This is a genomic window from Corallococcus silvisoli, from assembly GCF_009909145.1.
Taxonomy (GTDB): domain Bacteria; phylum Myxococcota; class Myxococcia; order Myxococcales; family Myxococcaceae; genus Corallococcus; species Corallococcus silvisoli.
In genome coordinates, this window is the sequence record NZ_JAAAPJ010000012.1 from 219057 (window position 1) to 241233 (window position 22177).

20 protein-coding genes are annotated in these 22177 nt (G+C 70.7%); 13 read left to right on the forward strand and 7 right to left on the reverse strand.

Annotated features, from left to right (window positions below):
• Nucleotides 1–38: 38 nt before the first annotated feature.
• Nucleotides 39–677, forward strand: a complete 639-nt coding sequence (udk, locus tag GTY96_RS24270; RefSeq protein WP_143908696.1) for a uridine kinase — start codon at nucleotides 39–41, stop codon at nucleotides 675–677.
• Here udk and GTY96_RS24275 read toward each other — a convergent pair.
• The gene (locus GTY96_RS24275) at nucleotides 674–1711 is read right to left on the reverse strand and encodes a homoserine O-acetyltransferase family protein (RefSeq protein ID WP_161665954.1); all 1038 of its coding nucleotides are present in this window, start codon (nucleotides 1709–1711) and stop codon (nucleotides 674–676) included. The two genes, udk and GTY96_RS24275, sit on opposite strands and share 4 nt — an antisense overlap.
• Nucleotides 1712–1762: 51 nt before the next feature.
• Between GTY96_RS24275 and GTY96_RS24280 the strand changes: the two genes are divergently transcribed.
• Entirely contained in the window at nucleotides 1763–2692 is a 930-nt protein-coding gene (locus tag GTY96_RS24280; protein WP_186002183.1) for a hypothetical protein, read from the forward strand.
• 68 nt (nucleotides 2693–2760) lie between these two features.
• Here the strand turns inward: GTY96_RS24280 and GTY96_RS24285 are convergent, their stop codons facing one another.
• Nucleotides 2761–4956: an outer membrane protein assembly factor BamB family protein gene (locus GTY96_RS24285; protein ID WP_161665955.1), complete on the reverse strand. Its 2196-nt coding sequence runs from the start codon at nucleotides 4954–4956 to the stop codon at nucleotides 2761–2763.
• A gap of 97 nt (nucleotides 4957–5053) precedes the next feature.
• On the opposite strand from GTY96_RS24285, the gene GTY96_RS24290 reads away from it, so the two are divergent.
• Genes GTY96_RS24290 through GTY96_RS24315 form a run of 6 tightly spaced genes read left to right on the forward strand, consistent with a single transcriptional unit; the run spans nucleotide 5054 to nucleotide 11791 of the window.
• On the forward strand, nucleotides 5054–7258 hold the full coding sequence (locus GTY96_RS24290; RefSeq protein ID WP_161665956.1) for an HTH domain-containing protein: 2205 nt from the start codon (nucleotides 5054–5056) through the stop codon (nucleotides 7256–7258).
• A 53-nt stretch (nucleotides 7259–7311) separates the two neighbouring features.
• Nucleotides 7312–8229, forward strand: a complete 918-nt coding sequence (locus GTY96_RS24295) for a HEAT repeat domain-containing protein (protein WP_143908702.1) — start codon at nucleotides 7312–7314, stop codon at nucleotides 8227–8229.
• 2 nt (nucleotides 8230–8231) lie between these two features.
• Nucleotides 8232–8855, forward strand: a complete 624-nt coding sequence (locus tag GTY96_RS24300; RefSeq protein ID WP_161665957.1) for a hypothetical protein — start codon at nucleotides 8232–8234, stop codon at nucleotides 8853–8855.
• Nucleotides 8856–8867: 12 nt separating this feature from the next.
• The gene (locus tag GTY96_RS24305) at nucleotides 8868–9869 is read left to right on the forward strand and encodes a biotin--[acetyl-CoA-carboxylase] ligase (protein ID WP_161665958.1); all 1002 of its coding nucleotides are present in this window, start codon (nucleotides 8868–8870) and stop codon (nucleotides 9867–9869) included.
• A 12-nt stretch (nucleotides 9870–9881) separates the two neighbouring features.
• A complete protein-coding gene (locus tag GTY96_RS24310) occupies nucleotides 9882–10652 on the forward strand; it encodes a type III pantothenate kinase (RefSeq protein ID WP_143908839.1) in 771 nt (256 codons plus the stop codon).
• Nucleotides 10649–11791, forward strand: a complete 1143-nt coding sequence (locus GTY96_RS24315; protein ID WP_161665959.1) for a hypothetical protein — start codon at nucleotides 10649–10651, stop codon at nucleotides 11789–11791. The genes GTY96_RS24310 and GTY96_RS24315 overlap by 4 nt, the downstream gene beginning before the upstream one ends.
• A 70-nt stretch (nucleotides 11792–11861) precedes the next feature.
• On the opposite strand, the gene GTY96_RS24320 is transcribed toward GTY96_RS24315, so the two are convergent.
• From GTY96_RS24320 to ald, 4 genes are all read right to left on the reverse strand, one after another.
• Nucleotides 11862–13631, reverse strand: coding sequence for a response regulator (locus GTY96_RS24320; RefSeq protein WP_143908710.1), 1770 nt, complete (start codon nucleotides 13629–13631; stop codon nucleotides 11862–11864).
• A 187-nt stretch (nucleotides 13632–13818) separates the two neighbouring features.
• Nucleotides 13819–14670 carry an anti-sigma factor family protein gene (locus GTY96_RS24325; RefSeq protein ID WP_161665960.1) on the reverse strand — a complete coding sequence of 284 codons (852 nt, stop codon included), beginning with the start codon at nucleotides 14668–14670 and terminating at the stop codon, nucleotides 13819–13821.
• Between the two features lie 52 nt (nucleotides 14671–14722).
• Entirely contained in the window at nucleotides 14723–15364 is a 642-nt protein-coding gene (locus tag GTY96_RS24330) for a sigma-70 family RNA polymerase sigma factor (protein WP_143908841.1), read from the reverse strand.
• A gap of 254 nt (nucleotides 15365–15618) precedes the next feature.
• On the reverse strand, nucleotides 15619–16746 hold the full coding sequence (gene ald / locus GTY96_RS24335; RefSeq protein WP_143908714.1) for an alanine dehydrogenase: 1128 nt from the start codon (nucleotides 16744–16746) through the stop codon (nucleotides 15619–15621).
• 178 nt (nucleotides 16747–16924) lie between these two features.
• Between ald and GTY96_RS24340 the strand changes: the two genes are divergently transcribed.
• Both GTY96_RS24340 and GTY96_RS24345 read left to right on the forward strand, forming a co-directional pair.
• Complete coding sequence (locus GTY96_RS24340) at nucleotides 16925–18235, forward strand: radical SAM protein (protein WP_161665961.1); 1311 nt, start codon at nucleotides 16925–16927, stop codon at nucleotides 18233–18235.
• 32 nt (nucleotides 18236–18267) lie between these two features.
• Nucleotides 18268–18948 carry a tetratricopeptide repeat protein gene (locus tag GTY96_RS24345; RefSeq protein ID WP_143908718.1) on the forward strand — a complete coding sequence of 227 codons (681 nt, stop codon included), beginning with the start codon at nucleotides 18268–18270 and terminating at the stop codon, nucleotides 18946–18948.
• A 12-nt stretch (nucleotides 18949–18960) separates the two neighbouring features.
• On the opposite strand, the gene GTY96_RS24350 is transcribed toward GTY96_RS24345, so the two are convergent.
• Complete coding sequence (locus GTY96_RS24350; RefSeq protein ID WP_143908720.1) at nucleotides 18961–19821, reverse strand: response regulator; 861 nt, start codon at nucleotides 19819–19821, stop codon at nucleotides 18961–18963.
• 179 nt (nucleotides 19822–20000) lie between these two features.
• Here GTY96_RS24350 and GTY96_RS24355 point away from each other — a divergent pair, with 179 nt between their 5' ends.
• Genes GTY96_RS24355 through GTY96_RS24365 form a run of 3 tightly spaced genes read left to right on the forward strand, consistent with a single transcriptional unit; the run spans nucleotide 20001 to nucleotide 22149 of the window.
• Nucleotides 20001–20486, forward strand: a complete 486-nt coding sequence (locus tag GTY96_RS24355) for a chemotaxis protein CheW (protein ID WP_143908843.1) — start codon at nucleotides 20001–20003, stop codon at nucleotides 20484–20486.
• Nucleotides 20483–20893: a Frizzy aggregation protein FrzB gene (locus GTY96_RS24360; RefSeq protein WP_235685820.1), complete on the forward strand. Its 411-nt coding sequence runs from the start codon at nucleotides 20483–20485 to the stop codon at nucleotides 20891–20893. The genes GTY96_RS24355 and GTY96_RS24360 overlap by 4 nt, the downstream gene beginning before the upstream one ends.
• Nucleotides 20894–20898: 5 nt before the next feature.
• On the forward strand, nucleotides 20899–22149 hold the full coding sequence (locus tag GTY96_RS24365; RefSeq protein WP_143908722.1) for a methyl-accepting chemotaxis protein: 1251 nt from the start codon (nucleotides 20899–20901) through the stop codon (nucleotides 22147–22149).
• The last annotated feature ends 28 nt before the right edge of the window (nucleotides 22150–22177 follow it).

A 22177-nucleotide genomic window follows, 5' to 3' on the forward strand; every position in this document is an offset into this window, starting at 1 on the left:
CCTTGCGCCCACCTGTCTGGTGGGATACTGCCCGCCGCATGTCGTCTCCCCTCGTCGTTGGCATCGCGGGCGGCACCGCGTCCGGTAAGACCACGGTGGCCCGCAAGGTGCGTGAGGCCCTCGCCGACTGCCGGGTCGCCTTCATTGATCAGGATTCGTACTACCGGGACCTGAAGGAGATGTCCCTGGTGGACCGGCGGGAGGTGAACTTCGACCATCCCGACGCGTTCGATACGGAGCTGCTGGTCAGCCACCTGCGCGCCCTCAAGCAGGGCCACGCCATCCAGAAGCCCGTCTACGATTTCGTCACGTCCGGCCGCCAGCAGCACACGCACCGCGTGGACCCCGGGGACATCATCCTCATCGAGGGCATCCTCGTGCTGCACATGAAGGAGGTCCGCGACGAGATGGACGTGAAGATCTACGTCGACGCGGACGACGACCTGCGCATCCTTCGCCGCCTCACGCGGGACATCAAGGACCGCGGCCGCGACTTCGACCACGTGGTGGGCCAGTACCTGCGCCACGTGCGCCCCATGCACATGGGCTTCGTGGAGCCGTCCAAGCACCACGCGGACATCATCATCCCGCACGGCGGCAACAACGACATCGCCATCGGGATGCTCGTGGGCGCGCTCCGGGCGCGGCTCGCCTCCCAGCACCAGACGCCGCGCTAGCCTCGCAGCCAGCGCAGGAAGTCCTGCACCGGCCCCTTGAGCCGGTGGGCGTCCGCCAGCAAGGTGCCGTGATCTCCCGGCCCCTGCAGCTCCACGAACCGCGCCTGCACCCCGGCCGCCGTCAGCAGGTGGTACGTGTCGCGCACGCGCCCCGCTGGCGCCAGCGCGTCCGTCGCGCCCGCGAGCAGCAGCACCCGCGCCTTGATCTTCGGGAACGCGTCCGTCAGGTCGCAGGCCGCGTAGGCCGAGCACAGCACCGACCACGCCGCCGGATCGAACGTGTCCGCGAATGACGCGGCCTCCGCCTCCAGCGCCGCCTGCGCGGTCGCGCTGTCCGGATACGCCGTGCTCAGGTGGTCGCGTCCGTAGAGCAGCTTGAGGTAGTCCAGCCGCAGCCGCGCCAGCGTCCGGTTGGGGACGCGCTCACGCAGCGGCGGGGTGTCCTCGTTGTCGGGGGCCATGCGCAGCACCTGGGACGTGAGGCCCAGCTTCTCGCGCAGGCCCTCCGGCAGCGCTCGCGCCGCGCCCAGCACGATCACGCCGTCCGCCAGCTCCGGGAACAGCGCCGCGAGCCGCAGCGCCACGAGCCCGCCCAGGCCCACGCCCACCAGCGCCCGCACGCGCGTGAGCTCCCGCGCCCGGAGCAGCGCGGACACGCCTCGCGCCATGTCCAGCACGGTGATGGGAGGCAGCGACGCGCCCCAGACCCTCCCGCTGTTCGGCTCCGGCGTCACCGGCGACGTGGAGCCGAAGGGGCTGCCCAGCAGATTGGGCACCAGGACGGGCGTCACGTCCGGATCCAGCGCCTTGCCCGGCCCGATGAGCTCACGGCCCCAGCCCGAAGGTTGGTAGGGCCCGTTCACTTCCGTGCTCAGCGCTTGATGGGAATGCGACAGGTCGTGCAGCACCACCACCGCTTTGCCATCAGACGGTTTCCCATAGGCCTGCCAGGCGATCTGGGGGCTTCCCAGCAGATCCCCTTCCTCCAGGGGAAGGGGGACGGTGAACAGGTGGATTCCCTCGGCCTGGGGCACGATGATGCAGGCTCATATCATTGCCTGCCCGAACGCACAGGAGCCTGTCGCTTGAAGCGCTACTTCGGAATCATCGTTGTCATCGCCCTGGTGATCGTCGCCGCGGTGGCGAGCCATCGCACCGCCTCCGCCCGGGCGCAGGAGGCGGAGCGGGACGCGGACTTTCGCCGCATCCAGGCCGTCTACCTGGAGCGCGTGGGGTGGATGCGCTCCAACCCGGACGAGGCCTCCTACCGGGACGAGCTGAAGCCCTTCCTCAAGGCGTACTTCGATGACATCGACGCGCACCTGACGCGCTTCGGGGGCAACAAGAAGTTCGACGGCTACCTCGCGGAGCTGGACAAGCGCGCGGAGTCGGGCGGCGACAAGAAGGACACCCGCGCGAATGACCGCAAGGCGTTCTACGAGTACGCGCGCAAGCAGTTCGACGCCCTGCACGAGGGGCGCTACCGCCCGGTGTGGACCGCCACCGACAAGGGCATGCGCCTGGACATCGTCTCCAACGACGTGGTGATGGTGATGGGCAAGCCGCAGGTGCGCCTGCAGCTGGTGCTCTGGGGCGCGCAGCGGGTGGAGAAGGACGAGGGCAAGGTGAAGAAGATGGTCACCAGCGCCGCGTTCGACACGGTGTGGAAGCTCACCGACGCGAAGGGCAAGCTGCTGGGCGAGATGCGCGGCGGGGACCCGTCGATGAAGATCGACTACCCCGAGCGCCTCGTCACCGAGTTCCCCCCGCAGATGGTGCTGGGCCACTACGACCTGGACCTGCTGCCCGCGGACGTGTCGAAGCTGGAGATGACCATCAACGTCTCCTCGCACGCGGCCTCTGGCGGCAACGCCAACGCCACCTACGTGTGGAAGATGGAGGTGCCGTCGGAGTGGAAGCTGGGCGCCAACGAGACGTGGGAGGGCGCCACCCAGGAGGAGCGGCCGGAGGAGGACATCGACCCGGCCAAGGCCTCCGCCAAGAAGGGCGGATGAGCCCTTCGTTCTAGCGATGGGCGGATGAGCCCTTCGTTCTAGCGATGGGCGGATCAGCCCCGCCCGCGCTACTTCACGACGGCGAAGTGCGAGCCCAGCCGGTACGCGGACAGCGTGCCGGCGTCGTCCAGGAAGTACAGGTTGAGGCGCACGTCGGCCTGGAGCGCGACCAGCCCCGCCCCCGCGCGGACCTCCGCGAGCACCTGACCGCCGCGGGGGTCCACCGCGCGCACCACTTCTCCCGCCACCAGCGTCACGTCGCGCGCGGTGCGCGCCGGCAGCGCGGTGATCAACGGTTCGCCCGCGGCCCCCACGCGCCAGTCGACCTGCCCGGACAGCGCCACCCGGGTGGCGGCTCCGGACGCGCTCGTCACCACCACGGCGCGCGGCAGGGGTGCCAGGGCGTAGGGCCCGGGCCCCAGGTGCAGGGCGCGCTCCCAGACCTTGCGCCCGCGTGAGTCCAGGCACAGCAGGAACCCGTCGTCGTCCCGCATCCCGGCCAGGAGCGCCCGCGTGCCCACCGGCAGCGGCTTGGAGGGCTGGGTGAGGCCCGGCTCGTACGTCCACTGCGCTTCGCCGGTATGCGCGTCCGCGAGCAGCAACGCCTGATGCGAGCCGCGCCCCAGGAGCGCCAGGAAGCGCCGGCCCCACGCCACCGGAGGCCCGTGGAAGGGCAGGGGCGAGCGCAGCCGGTAGCGCACCTGTCCATCCTCCAGGTCCAGGCCGTAGAGATAGCCCGAGTCCGTGGACAGGAGCGCCCGGTGCCCCTGCGTGGCCAGCCACCCGCGCTGCGTCCGGGGCGGGGCCAGACGCCATTGCTCGCGGCCCGTGGTCTCCGAGAAGGCCACCGCCGTGCGGTCCTCCGACAGCGTCAGGAGCAGCCCGTCCTTGCGAAGCAGCAGCGGCCCCAGGGGGATGCCGTCGTGGTCGTGCAGCCAGCGCGCGCCCGGGCCCCGGCCGGTGAAGCCGTACACGCGCGCGTCGTCCGCCGCCACCGCGTAGCCGTCCGCGGATGCCGCCACGCCCAGCGACGCGGAGCGCCGCCACAACACCGCGCCGTCCTTGCGTGAGAACGCGCCCGCGAGCCCCGGCGCGCAGTACACCGGCCCGTGGCGGCCCAGCAGCAGCCGCGCCTCCTCCGGCTCCTCCAGCCCGCGCTGCTCCCACAGCTTCTCGAAGCGCAGGCGCCGCAGCTTCCCGGACACCTTCAGGGGGCGGGACTCGCCGCGCGCCGGGGGGCTCCTGCGCTCGCGAGCCTCGCCCTCCGCCTCCGGAGGCTTGTGGGCGCCTCGCAGGTGCGACAGCCCCTCACGGCAGCGCTCCGCCAGCTCCACGAGGTACGGGTTGGAGACCTGGACCCGGTGGGCCTCCGCGAAGGCCAGCCCCAGCGCCTCCCCCAACTGGAAGAGCGCGGAGAGGAGCGCCGCCGGCTCCAGCTCGAAGTACGCCCCCGTGGGCCCGAGCTTCGCCCGCCGGCCTGGGAGGTCCAGCGTCAGGACGGGGCGCACGCCCGCGGGCTCGAACTCGAAGCGGGCCTCACCCAGCTCCACGGCCCGCGCCAGCTCCACCGCCTGCCGGGACAGCTCCAGCACCGTGAGGAAGGGCGGCCCCTGCGCGCGCCATGCCTGTGGCCGCCCGGGCAGCGCGAGCCACACCTCACCCGCGCCCAGCAGCGGCGCCAGCGCCCCAGGGGGGCCCTTCGAGGGGGCCTCGCGCGAGGCGGGGGAGATGTCCTTCAGCTCGAAGCCGAACCCCGGCACCGACACGGGCTCGATCCGGAGCGGGGTGGGGGGCGCCGGCGCGTCCTCCCTCTGCGGGGTGGCCTTTCCCAGGCCCTTGAGCTCCTCGCCCAGCTTCCGGGCGGCCGCGGCCGACAGGGCCTTGGGGGCGAGCTTGGTCACGTCCTGGAGGAAGCGTTGGCCGCTCTGGCGGGTCGCCCGGGTGAGTTCCTCGGCGTCCACCCGGATGGGCGGGCGCAGGAGGTGGGCCGGCCGGGCCAGGCTCGCCACCGAAAGTTCGATGTCCGGTCCGATGCGCCGCAGCACGAGCTCCAGGTGCGCTTCGGTGAGCGAAACCTGCGCCAACCGCCGCCGCCCCGCGTGCAGGGCCGCCACCGCCTCCACCAGAGCGGGAATGACCTCCGTCAAGGGCTCCTCCACCGCCCCGGACAACAGGTTCACGCCGTCCAGTTCCAGCGCGATGGAATCGAGCGGGGAGGCTGACGGTTCGCGCTTCCAGTGGTGTCCGATGCGTAGCCGGGTCATTGACGTTCGTTGACAAGCCAGTTTAGCGGTGGCTAGCATCCGCCGCCCATACGGACCTACATTTTTGTAACCGTTCGGAATTCTTGGGGAATACTCGATGACATTTTACGAGGCCGCGCTCAGGGTACTGGAGAGCGAAGGTCGCCCCCTGCATTTCCTTGAAATCACGGAGAAGTCCATCCAGCTGAGCCTGCTGTCCCACATCGGCAAGACCCCAGAGGTGACGATGTTGTCGCGTCTGGCTGCCATGGCGAGACGGACGCGGGATCGCAAGGTGATTGTCACGGCGAAGGATACCTTCGCGCTGACGGACTGGTCGCTCTCCGAGGATGCCGAGGCACTTGCTCAGACGGGCGTGATGGAGCCGCATCCGGAGGAGGATCTCCCTCCGCTGCGGCCCGTGGAGCGCCACCCGGAGCCGCGCACGGACAACGTGCGCGCGTCGGGGCGGGGCACGGAGCGCAAGCGCCGCAGGGACGAGGGCGACGAGGAGCGGGGTGGACGCCGCAAGCGCTTCCCGCCGCTGCCGGAGGTGGTGTTCGAGATCCTCAGCGAGGCGGACGTCGCGCTGCGCACGGATCAGCTCATCGAGCGCGCCAAGGCGAAGGAGCTGTGCGCCGAGGAGACCACGGTGGAGGCGGTGCTCACCGCCCTGCTGGAGGACAACCAGCGCCGCATCGACGCGGGCCGCCGGCCGCAGTACGCCTTCAACCAGGAGACCGGCGAGGTGTCGCTGGAGCGCGCGGGCGCGCCGAGCGAGGCGCCGCCCCTGGAGCTCCAGGCCGCCTTCGCGCAGGCGCTGGGCATTCCGCTGGAGGGGGGCCGCCCGGTGCTGGGCAAGCCCGCCCCGGGTGCCGAGCCGCTGGTCGACGAGGCCCTCATCACCACCGCGCGCACGGCCCTCAAGGACGCGCGCCGGGCGGTGGCGCGCGGGCTGCGCAAGCGGTTGGGCGACGCGGACGTGGGCACCTTCGAGAAGTCCGTGGTGAAGATGATGCACGGGCTGGGCTTCCGCGAGCTGAAGGTCGCGAAGCGCTCCAAGGAAGGCCCCCTGCTCACCGCGCGCAAGCGCGAGGGCAGCGTGGAGCTGCGCTACGCGGTGCGCATGCTCAAGGGCGTGCCGGGCATCGACCGCAAGACGGTGCAGGAGCTGCGGCGCGACCTGGGCCACTACTCCGCGCAGGTGGGCCTGCTGGTGAGCGCGGGCGAGGTGCGTGGCGACGCGCGCTCCGAAGCGCAGGCCACGGGCTCGCTCGTGATGCTGTGGTGCGGAGACGCCCTGGGCGAGAAGTTCCTGGAGGCGAAGACGGCCGTCACCGTCACCCAGGTGGAGCTGTACGACATCGACGAGCGCTTCTTCGAGGCCGCGAAGCTGGACGCCGAGGAGGCCCAGCGCCGCCGCGAGGAGCGCAAGAGCGAGAAGCAGGCCCGCGAGGAGGGCGGCGAAGTGGAGGCCGCCACCCCCGCCACGGACCGGCCGGAGCGCGCGGAGCGTCCCGAGCGCGGTGACCGGGCGGAGCGCTCCGAGCGCCGCCGCGACCGTCAGCGCGAACGGGCCGAGGCCCGCGACGCCGCCGCGTCCGGTGCCGAGGCCCCCGAGTCCAAGGCGTCACCGGTGGCCCCCGCGCCGCCGGCCGCCGCCGGGTTCACGCCGACGTCGGAGGAGGACGAGTCCGAGGACGGTGACGACGAGGGCGAGGACGATGACCTGGAGGCCGCCAGCGCCTTCGTGGGCGGAGCGAAGGAGGGCGCCGAGGGTGGCGCCGCGACCGACGCCAACGCCTCCGAGCGCAAGCGCCGCCGCCGCCGCCGCCGGGGTCGCCGGGGCCGTGGCACTCGCGGAGCGGAGGGCACGCCCAACGGCGAGGCCGCCGCGCCCAACGGCGAGGCCGCCGCGCCCAACGGCGAGGCCGCCGCAGCTTCCGGGGAGAGCGCCGCGCCGTCCGCGGGTGGCGCTGAAGGGCTTGCCGCGCTCGCGGGCGAGGCCGTGACCCCGGAGGTGCCCGCCAGCCCTCCTCACAGTGAGGCCGCCGCCGCGCCGGAAGGCGTGGGCAATGCCTGGCAGGCGGGCGAAGCGGTGCAGGCTCCGTCTGGATCCGCGCCGGAGTCAGGCGAGGCCCGGGCCGTAGCCGCGTCCGACGCAGTGACCCCGCACGCGACCGCGGCGTTGCCCCACGAGGAGTCGTCCACCGAGGCGACGCCCACCGGGGAGCCCGCGGAGATCCGCGAGGCCCGCGAAGTGCACGAGGCGCCGGTGTCCTCCTCCACGGAGGGTTCGTCCGAGGGCAACAAGGAGGGCTGAAGCCCGCACGGAATCGGGTGCGGTGGACGCGGGAGTGTTAGCCTGGGGGGGCCATGAAGCCGGCCCTGCTGCTTACCTCCTGCGTGCTGTTCCTCGGGGCCTGCCGCTCGCAGGCCCCGCGCTATCCGGTGGCGCCGGTGGAGCTGGCCGGGGCCACCGTGCAGGACAACGCGCTCCTGGGCTTCGGGCAGGACGGCGTGAAGGAGCTGCTCTCCGACGCGCTGGCGACCTCCGGGCGCTTCGAGCTGCTGGGCGACGAGGTCCCCAAGAAGGCCCGCCCCTGGCGGCTGACGCTGGACGTGCCCTTCACGCGAGAGGTGCTGAAGGACGGCAACCCGCACAGCTTCGCGGAGGTCGGCGCCAACCTGTCCCTGGAGCGCTTCGGCGGCAACACCCCCCAGCGCTACGAGGTCGTGGGACTGGGCGAGGCGCCCGTGGCGGAGGACTCGGTGGAGGGGCGCCAGGCCGCCATGCGCGCCGCGCTGGAGAACGTGCTGCGCCAGGTGACGGAGTCGGCGGTGCTCCAGCTGTCCGCGCTGGACAGGACGGATGACGCGCTGGTGGCGGACCTGCGGGCCGCCGACTCGCGCATCCGCGAGTTCGCCCTCCGAACGCTGGCCGAGCGCAAGCACCCCGCGGCCGCGCCGCTCCTGATTGATCGCCTCAAGGACACCAGCGACGCGGATCAGGTGCGCCGCACCATCGGCGCGCTGGCGGAGATGAAGGCGAAGAGCGCGGTACCGGCGCTCATCGATCTGGCGCGCGGCCGGGACTCCGGCTTCCTGCAGGAGATCGTCTTCGCGGTGGGAGAGATTGGCGGCCCGGAGGCGGAGGCGTACCTCTACACGGTCGCCCAGGGCCATGACACGCCGTCGGTGCAGGCCGCCGCGCAGCAGGCGCTGGACACGCTCTACGCATCACGCAACCACGCAACGCTGGAGGCGCGTGGCCAGGGCCACGCGGACCCCTGAACATGAAGCAATCGCTGTCGATGGTGGGGGGCGTGGCCCTCCTGGCCGCCACGCTCCTGGGCTCCGGCTGCGCGAGGCGCGTGGAGACGGACGCACGCCCCTCGCCCGAATCCATCGCCCAATACTACCCGCTGGCGGTGGGCAACCAGTGGACGTACCGGCTGGACGGGCGCGACGACAAGCCCGTCACGGTGGAGATCGTCAAGGAGCAGGACGGGTACTTCCTGGACAACCAGGGCGGCCAGCTCGCCGTGGACGGCTTCGGCCTGCGCGACCCCAAGCGCTACCTGCTGCGAGGCCCGCTGGAGGCCGGGCGCGGGTGGAACAACGTCGTGTCCGTGTCGTCCACGGAGCGCTATCAGCTGGTGCAGGTGGGCTTCGCGTGCAAGGTGCCCGCGGGCTCCTTCTCCAACTGCGTGAGCGTGGAGGGCCGCAACCGGGTGGACGCGCAGACGACGCTTGTCAACACGATGACCTTCGCCGCGGGCGTGGGCCTGGTCCGCGTGGACGTCGCCACGGAGCACGAGGGCAAGCGCGTGCCGCAGACGGAGCTGGAGCTCATCTCCTTCAAGGCGAACGCACCGGGCACGAGCACCGAGCCCGCCGCCACGCCCGCCCCGAACTGAGGTCCCGCTTCCGTGGAGACTCCCAACGAGCTCACGCAGGATGCGCGCATCCTGAACTTCCTCGCCGAGGGCGGGGAGGCCTTCATCTCCGGCGAGGCGCTGTCGAACCGCCTGGGCCTGTCGCGCACCGCCGTGTGGAAGCACGTGGAGTCCCTGCGCCTGAAGGGCTACCGCATCGAGGCCGTCCCCGCGAAGGGCTACCGGCTGGTGGGCCGGCCGGATCGGCTCTCCGCGCTGGAGGTCCATCCGCTGCTCGGCACCCGCGCGGTGGGGCGGGTGTTGCACCACCACGACTCCATCGGCTCCACCAACGCGGCGGCCTTCCGGCTGGCCCAGGACGGCGCGGTCCACGGAACGGTAGTGGTGGCCGAACAGCAGACCGCGGGCAAGGGCCGCCGGGGCCGTGCCTGGGTGTCGCCCCCAGGACTCAACCTGTACTTCTCCGCCATCCTGCGCCCGGAGCTGTCCCCGCAGCGTGCCCCGGAGCTCACGCTGGTGGCCGCCGTGGCCCTGGCGGAGACGCTGCGTGAGGCGGGCACGGACGCGGGCATCAAGTGGCCCAATGACGTCCAGCTGGGAGGCCGGAAGGTCGCGGGCATCCTCACGGAGCTGTCCGCCGAACCCGAGCGCGTCCACTTCGTCATCGTGGGCGTGGGCGTCAACCTCAACGCGGGCGAGGAGCACTTCCCGGAGGAGCTGCGCGTCACGGCCACGTCACTGGCCCAGGTCCTGGGGCGGCCGGTGGCCCGTGCCCCCTTCGCCGCGGCCCTCTGGACGCGGCTGGAGCATTGGCTGGACGCGTACCTCGCCTCTGGCTTCGACGCGGTGCGTACCCGCTGGAAGGCCCTCTCCAGCACCCTGGGGCAGCGGGTGCGGGTGCGCACGGACCGGGGCGACTGGGAGGGGTTCGCGGAGGACATCGACCCCTCGGGCGCCCTGATGGTGCGCACGGCGGACGGCCGCGTGGAGCGCGTGCTGGCGGGGGACGTGGAGCAGCTGCGTCCCCAACGCTAGAGTGCGCGCGTGATGCTCCTGGCCATCGACGTTGGCAACACGAACACCGTTCTCGGCGTGTACGAGGGCCGGCGGCTCTTGGACCACTGGCGCCTGGAGACGAGCGCGCGCCGGAGCGCGGACGAGTACGGCATCCTGGTGCGCCAGCTCTTCGGCTGGAGCGGCATCGACGCGAACCAGGTGAAGGCGGTGGTGGTGTCCAGCGTGGTGCCGCCGCTCCAGTTCAGCCTGGAGAAGATGAGCGAGCGCTACTTCAAGACGCGCCCCATGTTCGTGGGGCCGGGCGTGAAGACGGGCATGCCCATCCTCTACGACAACCCGCGGGAAGTGGGCGCGGACCGCATCGTCAACGCGGTGGCCGCCTACGAGAAGCACCACCGGGGCCTCATCGTGGTGGACTTCGGCACCGCGACGACGCTGGACGCGGTGACGCCCAAGGGCGAGTACCTGGGCGGCGCCATCTGTCCGGGCGTCAACATCTCCATGGAGGCCCTGTTCCAGAATGCCTCCAAGCTGCCGCGCGTGGAGTTCGCGCGGCCGCCGCACGTGGTGGGTCGCAACACCGTGCACTCCATGCAGTCCGGCCTCGTCCACGGCTACGTAAGCATGGTGGACGGCCTGTGCGCGCGCATGGAGGCGGAGATGGGCTTCTCCGCGAAAGTGGTGGCCACCGGGGGCCTTGCCCCGCTGGTGGCCAGTGAATCGAAGGCCATCCAGGAAGTGGATGAGTTCCTCACCCTGGAGGGGCTGCGCATCATCTACGGAAGGAATCACGCGTCATGAGCACCGCCACTGATCCCACCATTCCGGCCCCGCCCCCGGGCTGTCCCTTCAACGCAGAGTTCCTGCCGCCCAACCTGCGCAAGCACGTGGACCCCAATGCCCCCGTGCCGCTGCGGATGATGGCGGCCAAGTCGCTGGTGCCGCTCAATCCGGCGGACATGCTGGGCGCGCTCTTCATGCTCACCTTCGACCCGGAGGCGAACGTGCGCGAGACGGCCGCCAAGACGTGCGCGTCGCTGCCGGACCGCATCCTGGGCTCCGCGTTGCGCGACGAAGGCGTGCCTCCGCCCGTGCTGGGCTACTTCCTGGGCCTGCTCAAGGACAAGGAAGCCTACGCGGAGATGCTGGTCCTCAACTCCGAGACGCCGGACGACGCCGTGGCCGACGTGGCCGCCACGTGCAGTCCGAAGGTGGCGGAGATCATCTCCCAGAACCAGCTGCGCCTGCTGCGCAACGAGTCCATCGTCCGCAACCTGTGCGCGAACCCCGGCGTCCCGGTGTCGCTCGTGGACGGCGTCTGCGACTTCGCGGTGCGCAGCGGCCTCATCCTCGCGGACGTGCCGGCGATGCAGGCGGCCCGGGTGCGCATCTACGGCCCCCAGGCCGCGGCCGCGCCGCCGGATCCGGGCCCCACCGCGGAGGAGGTGCTCCAGGAGCTGGGCACGGAAGCGCAGGCGGAGGACGCCGCCCCCATGGAGGAGGGCAAGCGCCTGACGCTCGCGCAGCGCATCATGAAGATGTCCATCGCGGAGAAGATCAAGCTGGGGACGCTGGGCAACAAGGAGGCGCGCTCCGCCCTCATCCGCGACACCAACAAGCTCGTCTGCGTGGCCGTCATCCGCAGCCCGCGCATCACCGACGGCGAGGTGCTCGCGAGCGCCGCGAACCGCGCCGTCAACGAAGACGTCCTGCGCGTCATCTACAACAACCGCGAGTGGACGAAGATGCAGAAGGTGAAGCTCGCGCTGGTGAAGAACCCCAAGGTGCCGCTCACCGTCACCATGAAGTTCCTCAACACGCTGCGCGACGCGGAGCTGAAGGACCTGTCGCGCGACAAGAACGTGCCCGCCGCCGTGCAGTCCTTCGCCAAGAAGCTGCATGAAAAGAAGACCGCCCCCAAGAAGGACGGCGGCAAGTAGCCCGGGCCGTCCCCGGGCTTCGGGAGGGGAGGGCGGGTGCTTCCCGCGCCTTCCCCCGCCCGCGGGTGCTTCAGGCCGCGGCTTCCTCGTCGGCGTCGTCGCCCACGGAGGTGCCGGGCTCATCCAGCAGCTGCTGCGCGATGGCGAGCGCCTTCTTCGTCTTCTCGCGCAGCTTCTCGTCGCCCTTGATGCGCGCGTAGAGCTTCGTCACGCGCTCCTCGTTGCGCACCGCCGCCTGCTCCAGCTCGCTGATGCGCGAGCGCAGCCCGTCCGCCTCCGTGGCGGCCTGGGCGCCCTGGGCGGAGAGATCCGCCTGGGACTGCTCCAACTGCGAGCGCAGCCCTTCGGCCTCCACCTGCGCCGCCTCCACCTGGGCGCGCAGCCCTTCGGCCTCCTCGCGCGCCGCCTGGAGGTCCGCGTCCTGCTGGGACAGCTGGGCGCGAAGGGACTCGGACTCGCCCTGGAAGGCCTGGGCCTGGGCCTGGTGCTGATCCAGCTCCGCCTGGAGCGCGCCCAGCTTCGCGGTGGCGCCGCGCGCCTCTTCCTTGGCGGTGGCGAGCTGCTGGTCCACGCGCTTGCGCTCCGTGGTGAGCTGCTCGGTGCGGCTGGTGAGCGTCTTGATCTGCGCGTCGCGGCGGCTCAGCTCCTCGTCGGAGGTGCTGGCCTTCTGCTCCAGCTCCAGGTGCTGATCCTTCAGCTCGATGATCTCCTGGTCCTTCTGGTTCAGCTCCGACTTGAGGCGGAGGATCTCCTTGTCGCGCTTGTTGACGGTGTCACGCAGCGCGAAGGTGTCCTTGTCGCTCTTCCCGGCGGTGGACCGCGACGCCTCCAGCTCCGTGGTCTTCGCCTGGAGCTCGGACTCCAGCGACTGCACGCGCTCCTCGGCCTGCGACGCCTGGCCGCGCGAGTCCTCCAGCGCGCTCTGCAGCTCCGCCACCTTCGCGCGCAGGTTGCGCAGCTCCGCGACGTCCGCGGCGGACGGTCCCGTCGAGATCGGCGTCACCGCGACGGCGGCCACCGCGGGGCGGGCGGCGGCGGGCGGGGGCACCGCGCGCAGCGGCGCGGCGGGTGCGCGGGGGGGCGGGGTGGGCGCCACCACCGGCTCCGGATCCACCGGCGGCATGAAGCCGACGACGGTCTTCTCCTCCGGTTCGTCGCCCAGGTCTCCCAGCACGTCGAGCGAGTCGTCGTTGTCCGGCCCCAGCGAGTCGAGCGCCGAGATCTCCTCCAGGGCGGACGGCGTCTCCGCCTCCTCCGGCGGGGCCACCACGGGCTCCTCCTCGGGAGTGCCCGTGACGGGCTCGGACAGGTCGCCGAAGGCGTCGTCGAGCATGTCCAGGTCTTCGCCGGCCACCGCGGGCTCCTCGCCCGTGTCGACGGCGATCTCCTCGCCGAAGTCCGTCGCGGGCTCGCTGCCCAGCGAGTCGAGGGTGAGGCTCTCGTCCACCACCTCTTCGCTGACGGGCGGCTCCGGGAAGCCGATCACGCCGCCCACGCGGTCCACCAGCACGGAGGTGTCCACCGGCTTCGCCACGTATTCGTCCGCGCGCGCCTTCAGCTTGCTATGGGCCGCGAAGCCGTCCGGGCTGCCGATGATGACGATGGGCACCGTCTTCAGCTCGTCGTCCTTCTTCAGCTTGCCGCAGATGAGATAGCCGTTCTGTCCCGCGGACAGGTCCACCGCGAGCACCACGAGGTCCGGCCGCTCACGGCGGATCAGCTCCACGCTGCCCTTTCCGTCGCCCGTCGTCTGCGCCGTGAAGCCCCGGGCTTCCAGTGCCTGCTGCAGGGTGGCGGAGAGGGTGGCGTCGCTTTCGACGATCAGGATTCGCTTGGACATGAAGGGACGGCCATCCTGGGGGTGCGGCGCGCGGTGTGACACCGAGAAAACTCAGCGGTGGCGCGCGAGAGGAGAATCGCCGTCGAGGCTATCGGCCATGCATGGGACCGTCAATCTTCACACCGGGCGCAACGCCCGGTATTCAGTTGAGCAGGCGACCACCCGGCCCCCACGATGTCCGGCTACTTCAGGGCTGTAGCGAGACGGGCTGGATGCTCACGGCGGGCTTCACCTGGGCGGGACGCACCAGACCGTTGGAGCGCAGCTCCTGATCCCTCAGCATCTGCAGGATGGCGGCGTCGTCCATGTCCGTCACCAGCTCGTAGGTGATGTCCTGATCACGCCAGGTGACGACGTTGTACGCCTGGCTCGAGTCCACCGCGACGTTCTCCACCGTGGGGCCCTCGTCCTTGATCACCCGCTGGCCCGTCGCCGGATACACGAACACGCCGATGTTGCGCTTGGGCTCGTTCGCGCGGTGCGGCTGGGTCTCGTAGCTGACGTAGACGACCTCCTGGCCGTTGAGCGTGGAGAAGCGCGCGCCCACGGGCCGGGCCTGCTGGAGGCGGGGCAGGGTGATGCGGTGTTCGACCTTGTCGTTGAACCACGCTTCAATCTGCTCCGGCGTGCCCGCGACGAACTCCAGGGGCCGCTGGCGCGTGTGGCGCTGCACGGCCTCCAGGATGGTCGCCTTCTGCGCCCTCCCGGACTGGTACATCATCCAGCCGCCGCTCACCGTCACCACCACCAGGGCCATGGCCCCGGCGCGCAGCCACTGGCTCACCTGGGCGCGGCGCTGCTCGCGGTGCAGGCCGGACTGGATGCCCGCGCGCAGGGACGCCGGCGCGCGCGTGCCCTTGGACGCGATGGCGTGCTTCGCCGCGCGCCGCAGCGTCTGACGGAGCTGCATCTCCTCGTCCACGCGCGCGACACACGCGGCGCAGCCTTCGAGATGCGACTCCACATCGTGGCGTTCCTCGGGCTGGAATTCGCCGTCGAGGTACGGATACAGCAACCGCTCGAGTTCCTGGCAGGTCATGGGCGCTCGATGAGGCGGGTCGGAGAGAAGACGACGCCCCTCCAACTGCTTTTTAGCCTGCCTTCTTCCGGCGCCGGTACTCTTCCAGATCCGCGGGCACCTGGACCGGGTCTCCGTCGTGACGGAAGACACCCTGGCCCTCGGCGTACTCGCGCAGCGTCTTCTGCAGCAGCTTGCGTCCGCGGAACAGCCGGCTCATCACCGTGCCCACGGGGCACTCCAGAATCTCCGCGATCTCCTTGTAGGAGAACTCCTGGAGGTCCGCGAGGATGACCACCAGCCGGAAGTCGATGGGCAGCGAGTCGATGGCGCGCAGCACGTCGTCCGACAGGAGCCGGTCGAAGAAGTACTGCTCGGGGTTGGCCGCGAAGTCCGTCGCGTCCCGGCTCACGAAGCGCTCGTGGACCGCCTCGCGCTCCACGCCCTCCACCACCGTGCGCTCCTTCACCTTGCGGCGGTAGCGGTTGATGAAGGTGTTGGTGAGGATCTTGAAGAGCCAGGCCTTGATGTTGGTCCCGCGCTCGAACTTGTCGAAGAAGCGGTAGGCCCGCATGCAGGTGTCCTGCACCAGGTCCTCGGCGTCGCGCTCGTTCTTGGTCAACCGAAGGGCCGCCGAATAGAGCGGATCCAGGTGCGCCAGCGCCAGCTCTTCGAATTCCTGCTTCGTCCGGTTGGGTTGCCTGAAGTCCAGCATCATGCTCCCGCCTTCCAGGGGCCCGAAATGATTGGGGAATGCGTCGCCTGCCTAACGGTCAATCTATGCACCGGAACAGACGGGTCAACAACGCTTTCCCCTGCCGCGCCGCCCGCATGCCCGCTTCTGGAGTGCGGAGACGCCCGGCGGGATCATTTATTCCACAGGGTGGGAACCGGAGGGGACCCCCGGACGAGGGTCCCCGCCAGGCAACCGGCCAGCACAGGGCTGGCCGGTCGGGGGGCAGGCAGCTGCTAGCGCTTGCCGCCGAGCGCGTCCATCAGGGGCACGTAGTCGTACCCCATGTCCTTGGCGACGGCCTCGTAGGTGATGTGGCCGTTGTAGGTGTTGATGGCGCGCTGGAGGGCGCGGTCGGACTTGATGGCCTCCACCAGGCCCAGGTCCGCGATCTTCCGGGAGTAGGGGCGGGTGGTGTTGGTGAGCGCGAACGTGGACGTCTGCGGCACGGCGCCGGGCATGTTGGCCACGCAGTAGTGGACGACGTCGCTCACGGTGAACGTGGGGTTGTCGTGCGTGGTGGGCTTGCAGGTCTCGATGCAGCCGCCCTGGTCCACCGCCACGTCGACGACGACGGAGCCGGGCTCCATCTCCGCGATGAGCTCGCGCGACACCAGCTTGGGCGCCTTGCCGCCGGGGATGAGCACGCCGCCGATGACGAGGTCCGACTCGCGCACGGTGCGCGCGATGGACTCCGTGTCCGACGCCAGCGTCTGCGCGCGGCCGAGGAACACGTCGTCCAGGTAGGTGAGGCGCTCCAGGTTCACGTCCAGGATGGTCACTTCCGCGCCCATGCCGACGGCGACCTTGGCGGCGCACAGGCCCACCACGCCACCGCCGATGACGGCCACGCGGCCGCGGCGCACGCCGGGCACGCCGCCCAGCAGGATGCCCTTGCCACCGTGGGCCTTCTCCAGGCACGCGGCGCCCACCTGGATGGCCATCTTGCCGGCCACCTCGGACATGGGCTTGAGCAGCGGCAGGCTGCCGTCGTCCAGCTGGAGCGTCTCGTAGGCGACCGCCGTGACCTTCTTCTTGATGAGCGTCTTGGTGAGCTCCGGATCCACGCCCGCCAGGTGGAAGTACGTGTAGACGATCTGCCCGGGCTGCATGCGCTCGTACTCCGGCGCGATGGGCTCCTTCACCTTGACGATCATCTCCGCGCGCTTCCAGACCTCATCCGCGCTGGAGATGATCTGCGCGCCGACGCGCTGGTACTCCGAATCCGGGATGCCGGAGCCGACGCCAGCGTTCGTCTCCACCAGCACCGTGTGGCCCGCGCTGGTCAACGCGCGAACGCCCGCGGGCACCATGCCGACACGGTACTCGCGGGTTTTGATCTCCTTGGGAACTCCGACGATCACGACTGCCTCCGACGAATGGGGGACTGCGGAAAACGTGGCGGACCCATAGACCAGCGCACCTGCGCTTTCAAGGCGCGCTCCGGCGCCAGGAGTGTCGGCTGTGATGGACTTCATTCATCCATCCACATGACGCGAGGCGTTGGACGCATCGCGGTCCACCCGTGTTAGTTAACGGCCCATGACGCACGCGCCGAAATTGCTCTTCGCGGACCCCAAGGGCCGGGTGATGGAGCATCCCTACCTCATCGCCACCCTGCGCAGCGGCGAGGAACTCGTGCCACCGCAGGACAAGCCCATCGCCCTGCCGGCGGCGGGGCGCCTGGTGCACCTGCCTGGCCGCCTGCCCGTGGGGCTCAACCCGGACTCGGGTGAGCTGGAGCTGGTGCGCGAGATGAAGGCGGGGGGCAAGACGTTCGTGCCCAACGCGGTGGGCGCGCTCTTGCCGCCCGGCTACACGCGCACGTTCCTGCCCGGGGAGGTGAAGGGCAGCGGGCCCGTGTTGCCTCAGTGGGCATACACGGCGGCGGCGTGGGGCAAGGACGGTCCGGTCGCGTGGGCCATCCACACCGACCGGCGCTCGCACTGGGAGCCGGAGGCGTACTCCACGCCTGAATTGAAGGGGCTCGTCAGCGCGCACATGGAGCGCTTCCCGGACAGCCGCGTGCTCAAGCAGTTGAAGACGTGCGCGCTCCTGTACCGGTGCTTCACGTCGCAGAACATCTTCTACGCGCGCGACGAGGGTGCCATCCCCGCGTCCGTGATGTGCAATGCGCGCTGCGTGGGCTGCATCTCGGATCAGCCCGCGGACGGCCCTCCGGCCTCGCACGAGCGCATGGATGACGGTCCCTCCGCGGAGGAGATGGCGGCCATCGGCCTGTACCACCTGGAGCACGCGCCGGGCCGCACCATGGTGAGCTTCGGCCAGGGGTGCGAGGGCGAGCCGCTCACGCGCTGGAAGTTCATCGCGGAGTCCATCCGCCTGATGCGCGCGAAGACGGACCGGGGCTCCATCAACATCAACACCAACGCCAGCCTCACGCACGGGCTCGAGGCGCTGCTGGACGCCGGGCTGGACGCCGTCCGCGTGTCGCTCAACGCCGCGACCAAGGGCCTCTACGAGGCCTACTACAAGCCGGTGAAGTACGGCTGGGAGGACGTGGAGGCGTCCATCGCGCTGGCGCGCGAGCGCGGTGCGTACCTGGCGCTCAACCTGCTCCTGTTCCCCGGCGTCACCGACCGCGAGGGCGAGGTCCAGGCGCTGGAGAACCTGGTGCGCAAGTACCGCGTGGATCAGGTGCAGACGCGCTCGCTGTGCATCGACCCGCTCCAGTACCTGGAGGTCGCGCGAGGCCAGGGCGCGGGCGGCGAGCCGGTGGGGATCCGCACGCTCCTGCAGCGGCTGAAGACGGCGCGGCCAGGGCTCATCATCGGCAACTTCGCGCGGGGCCTGGACGAGCGCGAGAACGCCGCGGGCACGCCTGGGGTTTGACCCTCCGGGAGGGGACGGCTACAGAGCCGGGCATGTCCGTCTCCTTCTCGTCCGCGTTCCGCATCGCCGTCATCTGTGTCTCCTCTGGCGCCGTCACCGTCCTCGGCGCGTGCAGCAAGGCGCCCGAGGAGCCGGAGTTCGACTACGGCTTGAAGAAGCCGCTCGTGCGCAAGCTGCGCGCGGAGCTGGAGGAGACGCCCTGCGACAAGGCGAAGGCGCAGGAGTACGCGCAGCTGCTGATGAGCGCCAACGACCTGAAGGGCGTCGCCCGGGCGTCGGACACCTTCGTCGCCGCGTGCGGCCCCAACGTCGTCCTCCTCCAGCTGTCGTACACGGCCAACGCGAGGCAGGGGGAGAAGGCGAAGGCGCTGAAGGACGCCACGGCGCTGGTGGCGGTGCAGCCGGAGAACGCCAGCTACCACGTGTGGCGGGGCCTGTCGCAGGAGGCCCTGGGCCAGAACGAAGGCGCCGCGGCGGACTTCCAGAAGGCCTTCGACCTCCAGCCCGCCCAGCGGCCCATCCTCAACGCGCTGCTCAAGACCTATGACGCGCTCAACCGGCCCTGCGACTCGCTGGCCGCGCTCCAGCGGTACGTGGAGGCGAAGCCCAGCGAGGCGAAGTCGGCGGATGTTCAGAACCAGATGAAGGCGCTGGCCCAGCAGGGCTCCTGCGCCGCGGATGCCGGGAAGCCCGAGGCGGCCAAGATGCCCTGAGGCGAGCGGGGACTACTCGGCGCCGGGGGGCATCAGCTCCTTGGCGACGAGGTTGCCCATCACGGCGTCCTTGGGGATGTAGCCGTCGGCGCCGGCCTCGCGGCAGATGCGCTGGAGCTCCTCGACGTTCTCCCCGGAGCACAGCAGCACCTTGATGCCCTTGAAGAGGCTGTTGCTCTTGATGAAGCGGCAGAACTGCTCGCCGTTCACGTTGGGCATGCGCACGTCCAGGAGCACCAGGTCCGGGCGCGTCTGCTTCTTCAGGATGATCTTCGTGGCCTTGTCGGCGGTGTCCGCGACGTGGACCTCGAAGCCCTTGGACACCAGGTCCGCCTCGATGATCCGCGCCGTCATCTCACTGTCATCCACGATGAGGATGCGCGGCTTGCGGGCGCCGGCGGCCACCGCCTTCAGGGCGCCGGCGGCGGGCGCGGCCGGGGGCGCCGCGGCGGGGGCGGCGGGGCTCGCGGCCGGGGCGGGGGAGGGGACCGCGGCGGGCACGTTCAGCGCCGGGGCGCCGATGAGTCCCATGACACCCCCCAGGACGCCTTCCAGGCCTCCACTCTTGAGGATGTAGCCGTCCGCGCCGGAGTTCTTCGTCTTCGCGTCCAGCTCCGCTTCGGAGATGTCGGAGTAGAGGACGAGCTTGGCGGTGACGCCCTTCTGGCGGCGGAGGTATTCGACGACATCGTCGCCGAACATCTCCGGCATGTTCACGTCCATGAGGATGAGCGCGAACGGGCCCTCGGTGAGCTTCTGGTCGAGCGCGGCCAGGTCCTGGGCGCCGCTGGCCTCGTAGCCGGCGGCGGTCAGGGCCCGGACGGTGAGCTCCAGAAGCATCGGGCTGTCGTCAATGACCAGTACGCGGGACATCGTCCTCCTCAGGGGCTCCCAGCCCACAACCCTACACCTTTGGTCCACGGCGGACCATCGAAACGGAGAGCAGGCGGCCGGTCCGCTTGGGACGATGGACCCTTGACCCCCTTTCTCCCCGTCCAGGATACTTCGCTGCCTTGACCCCGACCTCCACTCCCCTCCAACGCGCGCTGCGCATGGCGCCAGACCGCACGGTGGCCGCCCAGGCCCGGCCGGAGCAGGAATTCTTCTGCTTCCGCGTGGGCGAGCTGCGCTTCGGCGTCCCGAGCGAGAACGTGCTCGAGGTGCTGCGCGCCGGACTGCTCACGCCGCTGCCGCGCACGCCGTCGTTCATCCTGGGCGTCACCGGCCACCGCGGTCAGGTGCTGCCGGTGGTGGACCTGCTGCGCTTCCTCAGCAAGGGCGAGGCGCGCATCGGTCAGCGCACCCGCATCTTCGTGGGCGTCAGCGGCAGCTACGTCTCCGGCGTGGTGGCGGACACCGTGCTCGGCCTGCGCCGCGTGCCGGTGGCGGACATCCTCCCGCCGCCCCTGGGCGGTGATCAGGCCGCCGAACACCTGCTGGGCGTCGTGCAGCAGGGCACGGGCCCCCAGGACAGCCTCAACCTGCTCAACTTCTCCAAGCTCCTTCAGACGGCCCGTCAGCGCGCGGTGATGCGATGAGCGCCAACGCCTTCCTGGACGAGCCGGTGCCCGAGCTGGATCCGGACGCACCGTTGGGAGAGGTGGACATCCTCTTCTTCCAGATTGGCGACGCCGAATACGGCACGGACGCGTCGCAGGTGTTGCGCATCGACCGGGCGCTCCCGGAGGACCTCACCGTGCCCGCCCTGGGCCTGCCCCACAAGGGCCTGCGCGCGCTGGTCTTCGACACCCCCGAGGGCGAGGGCCACCTGAAGGTGGACGGCGTCAACGGGGTGCGCTCCGTGGCGCTGGGCGTGCTGCGCCGCATGCCGTCCGCGGCGGCGGCGGCTTCCTACGCGGTGGGCGTCTGCCTGGAGGGTGAGGCAGGGCGTCCGGTGTTGCTGATTGATTTGGCGGAAACCTTGAAGACGCAAGGAAGGCACTGACACACATGTCCCTGGAGAGCCCCAACGAGAAGCCCGCGGCGAAGTCCCGCGGCGCGAGGAAGTCCCCGGGCGCGAAGGCCGCCAGCGCCAACGCGGTCGTGGATCCGCTCAAGCCCTTCACCGACACGCTGATGTCGGTGCTGTCCGGCAACCTGAACGCGCGCGTGCCGCAGGATCGCGTCCAGGCGGACCCCACGGGCTTTGGCCACCTGCTCAACCAGGTGCTGGAGCAGTTCTCCTCCGCTGAACACCGCAAGCAGGTGGCGGCCCAGGAGATCGATCAGGCGCTGGATTCGCTGATCATCCTGGTGCGCGAGGGCGACCTGTCGCGCTGGAACACGTCCACCGAGGACCCCCAGCTCGGGCCCCTGCTGGAGGGCTTCGGCAAGGTCATCGAGACGCTGCGCATCTTCGTGCGGGAGATCAACGAGGCCGCCCTGCGGCTGTCGTCCTCCGCCAACCAGGTGCTGGCGGCGTCCACGCAGCACGAGACGTCCTCCACCGAGCAGGCCGCGGCCATCCACGAGACGACCGCGACCATGGAGGAGCTGAAGCACGCCTCCGCGCAGATCGCGGAGAACGCGGGCAGCGTGGCGCGCGTGGCGGAGGAGACGCTGGGCGCGGCCCGCGCGGGCCGTGGCGCCATTGGCGAGTTCATCCAGGCCATGCAGCAGATCCGCAGCGACGGGGTCGCGGTGGCGGACTCCATCTCCAAGCTGTCCAAGCGCGTGGAGCGCATTGGCACGGTGGTGGAGGTCATCGACGAGATCGCGGACCGCTCCGACCTGCTGGCGCTCAACGCGGCGCTGGAAGGCAGCCGCGCGGGCGAGGCGGGCAAGGGCTTCTCCATCGTCGCGGCGGAGATGCGCCGGCTGGCGGAGAACGTCCTGGAGTCCACCAAGGAGATCAAGAACCTCATCACGGAGATCCGCGAGGCCACGGCCGCGGCGGCGGGCGCGGCGGACGCGTCCAAGCACGCCACGGAGTCCGGTGAGAAGCTGGGCGCGGTGGCGGCGCAGGCCGTGGAGGGCATCCTCGCCGGCGTGCAGGAGACGAGCGACGCGGCCCGGGTCATCAACCTGGCGACCCAGCAGCAGCGCACGGCCACCGAGCAGGTGGTGGCCTCCATGGCGGAGATCGAGGACGTGACGCGCCAGACGACGCAGGCGTCGAAGCAGGCCACCGGGGCCGCCGCCGAGCTCACCCAGCTCGCGGGCCGGCTCGCGGAACTCATCAAGCGCTTCAAGGCCGACTAGACGTTCTCCTGAGGGGAGAAATGGGTCG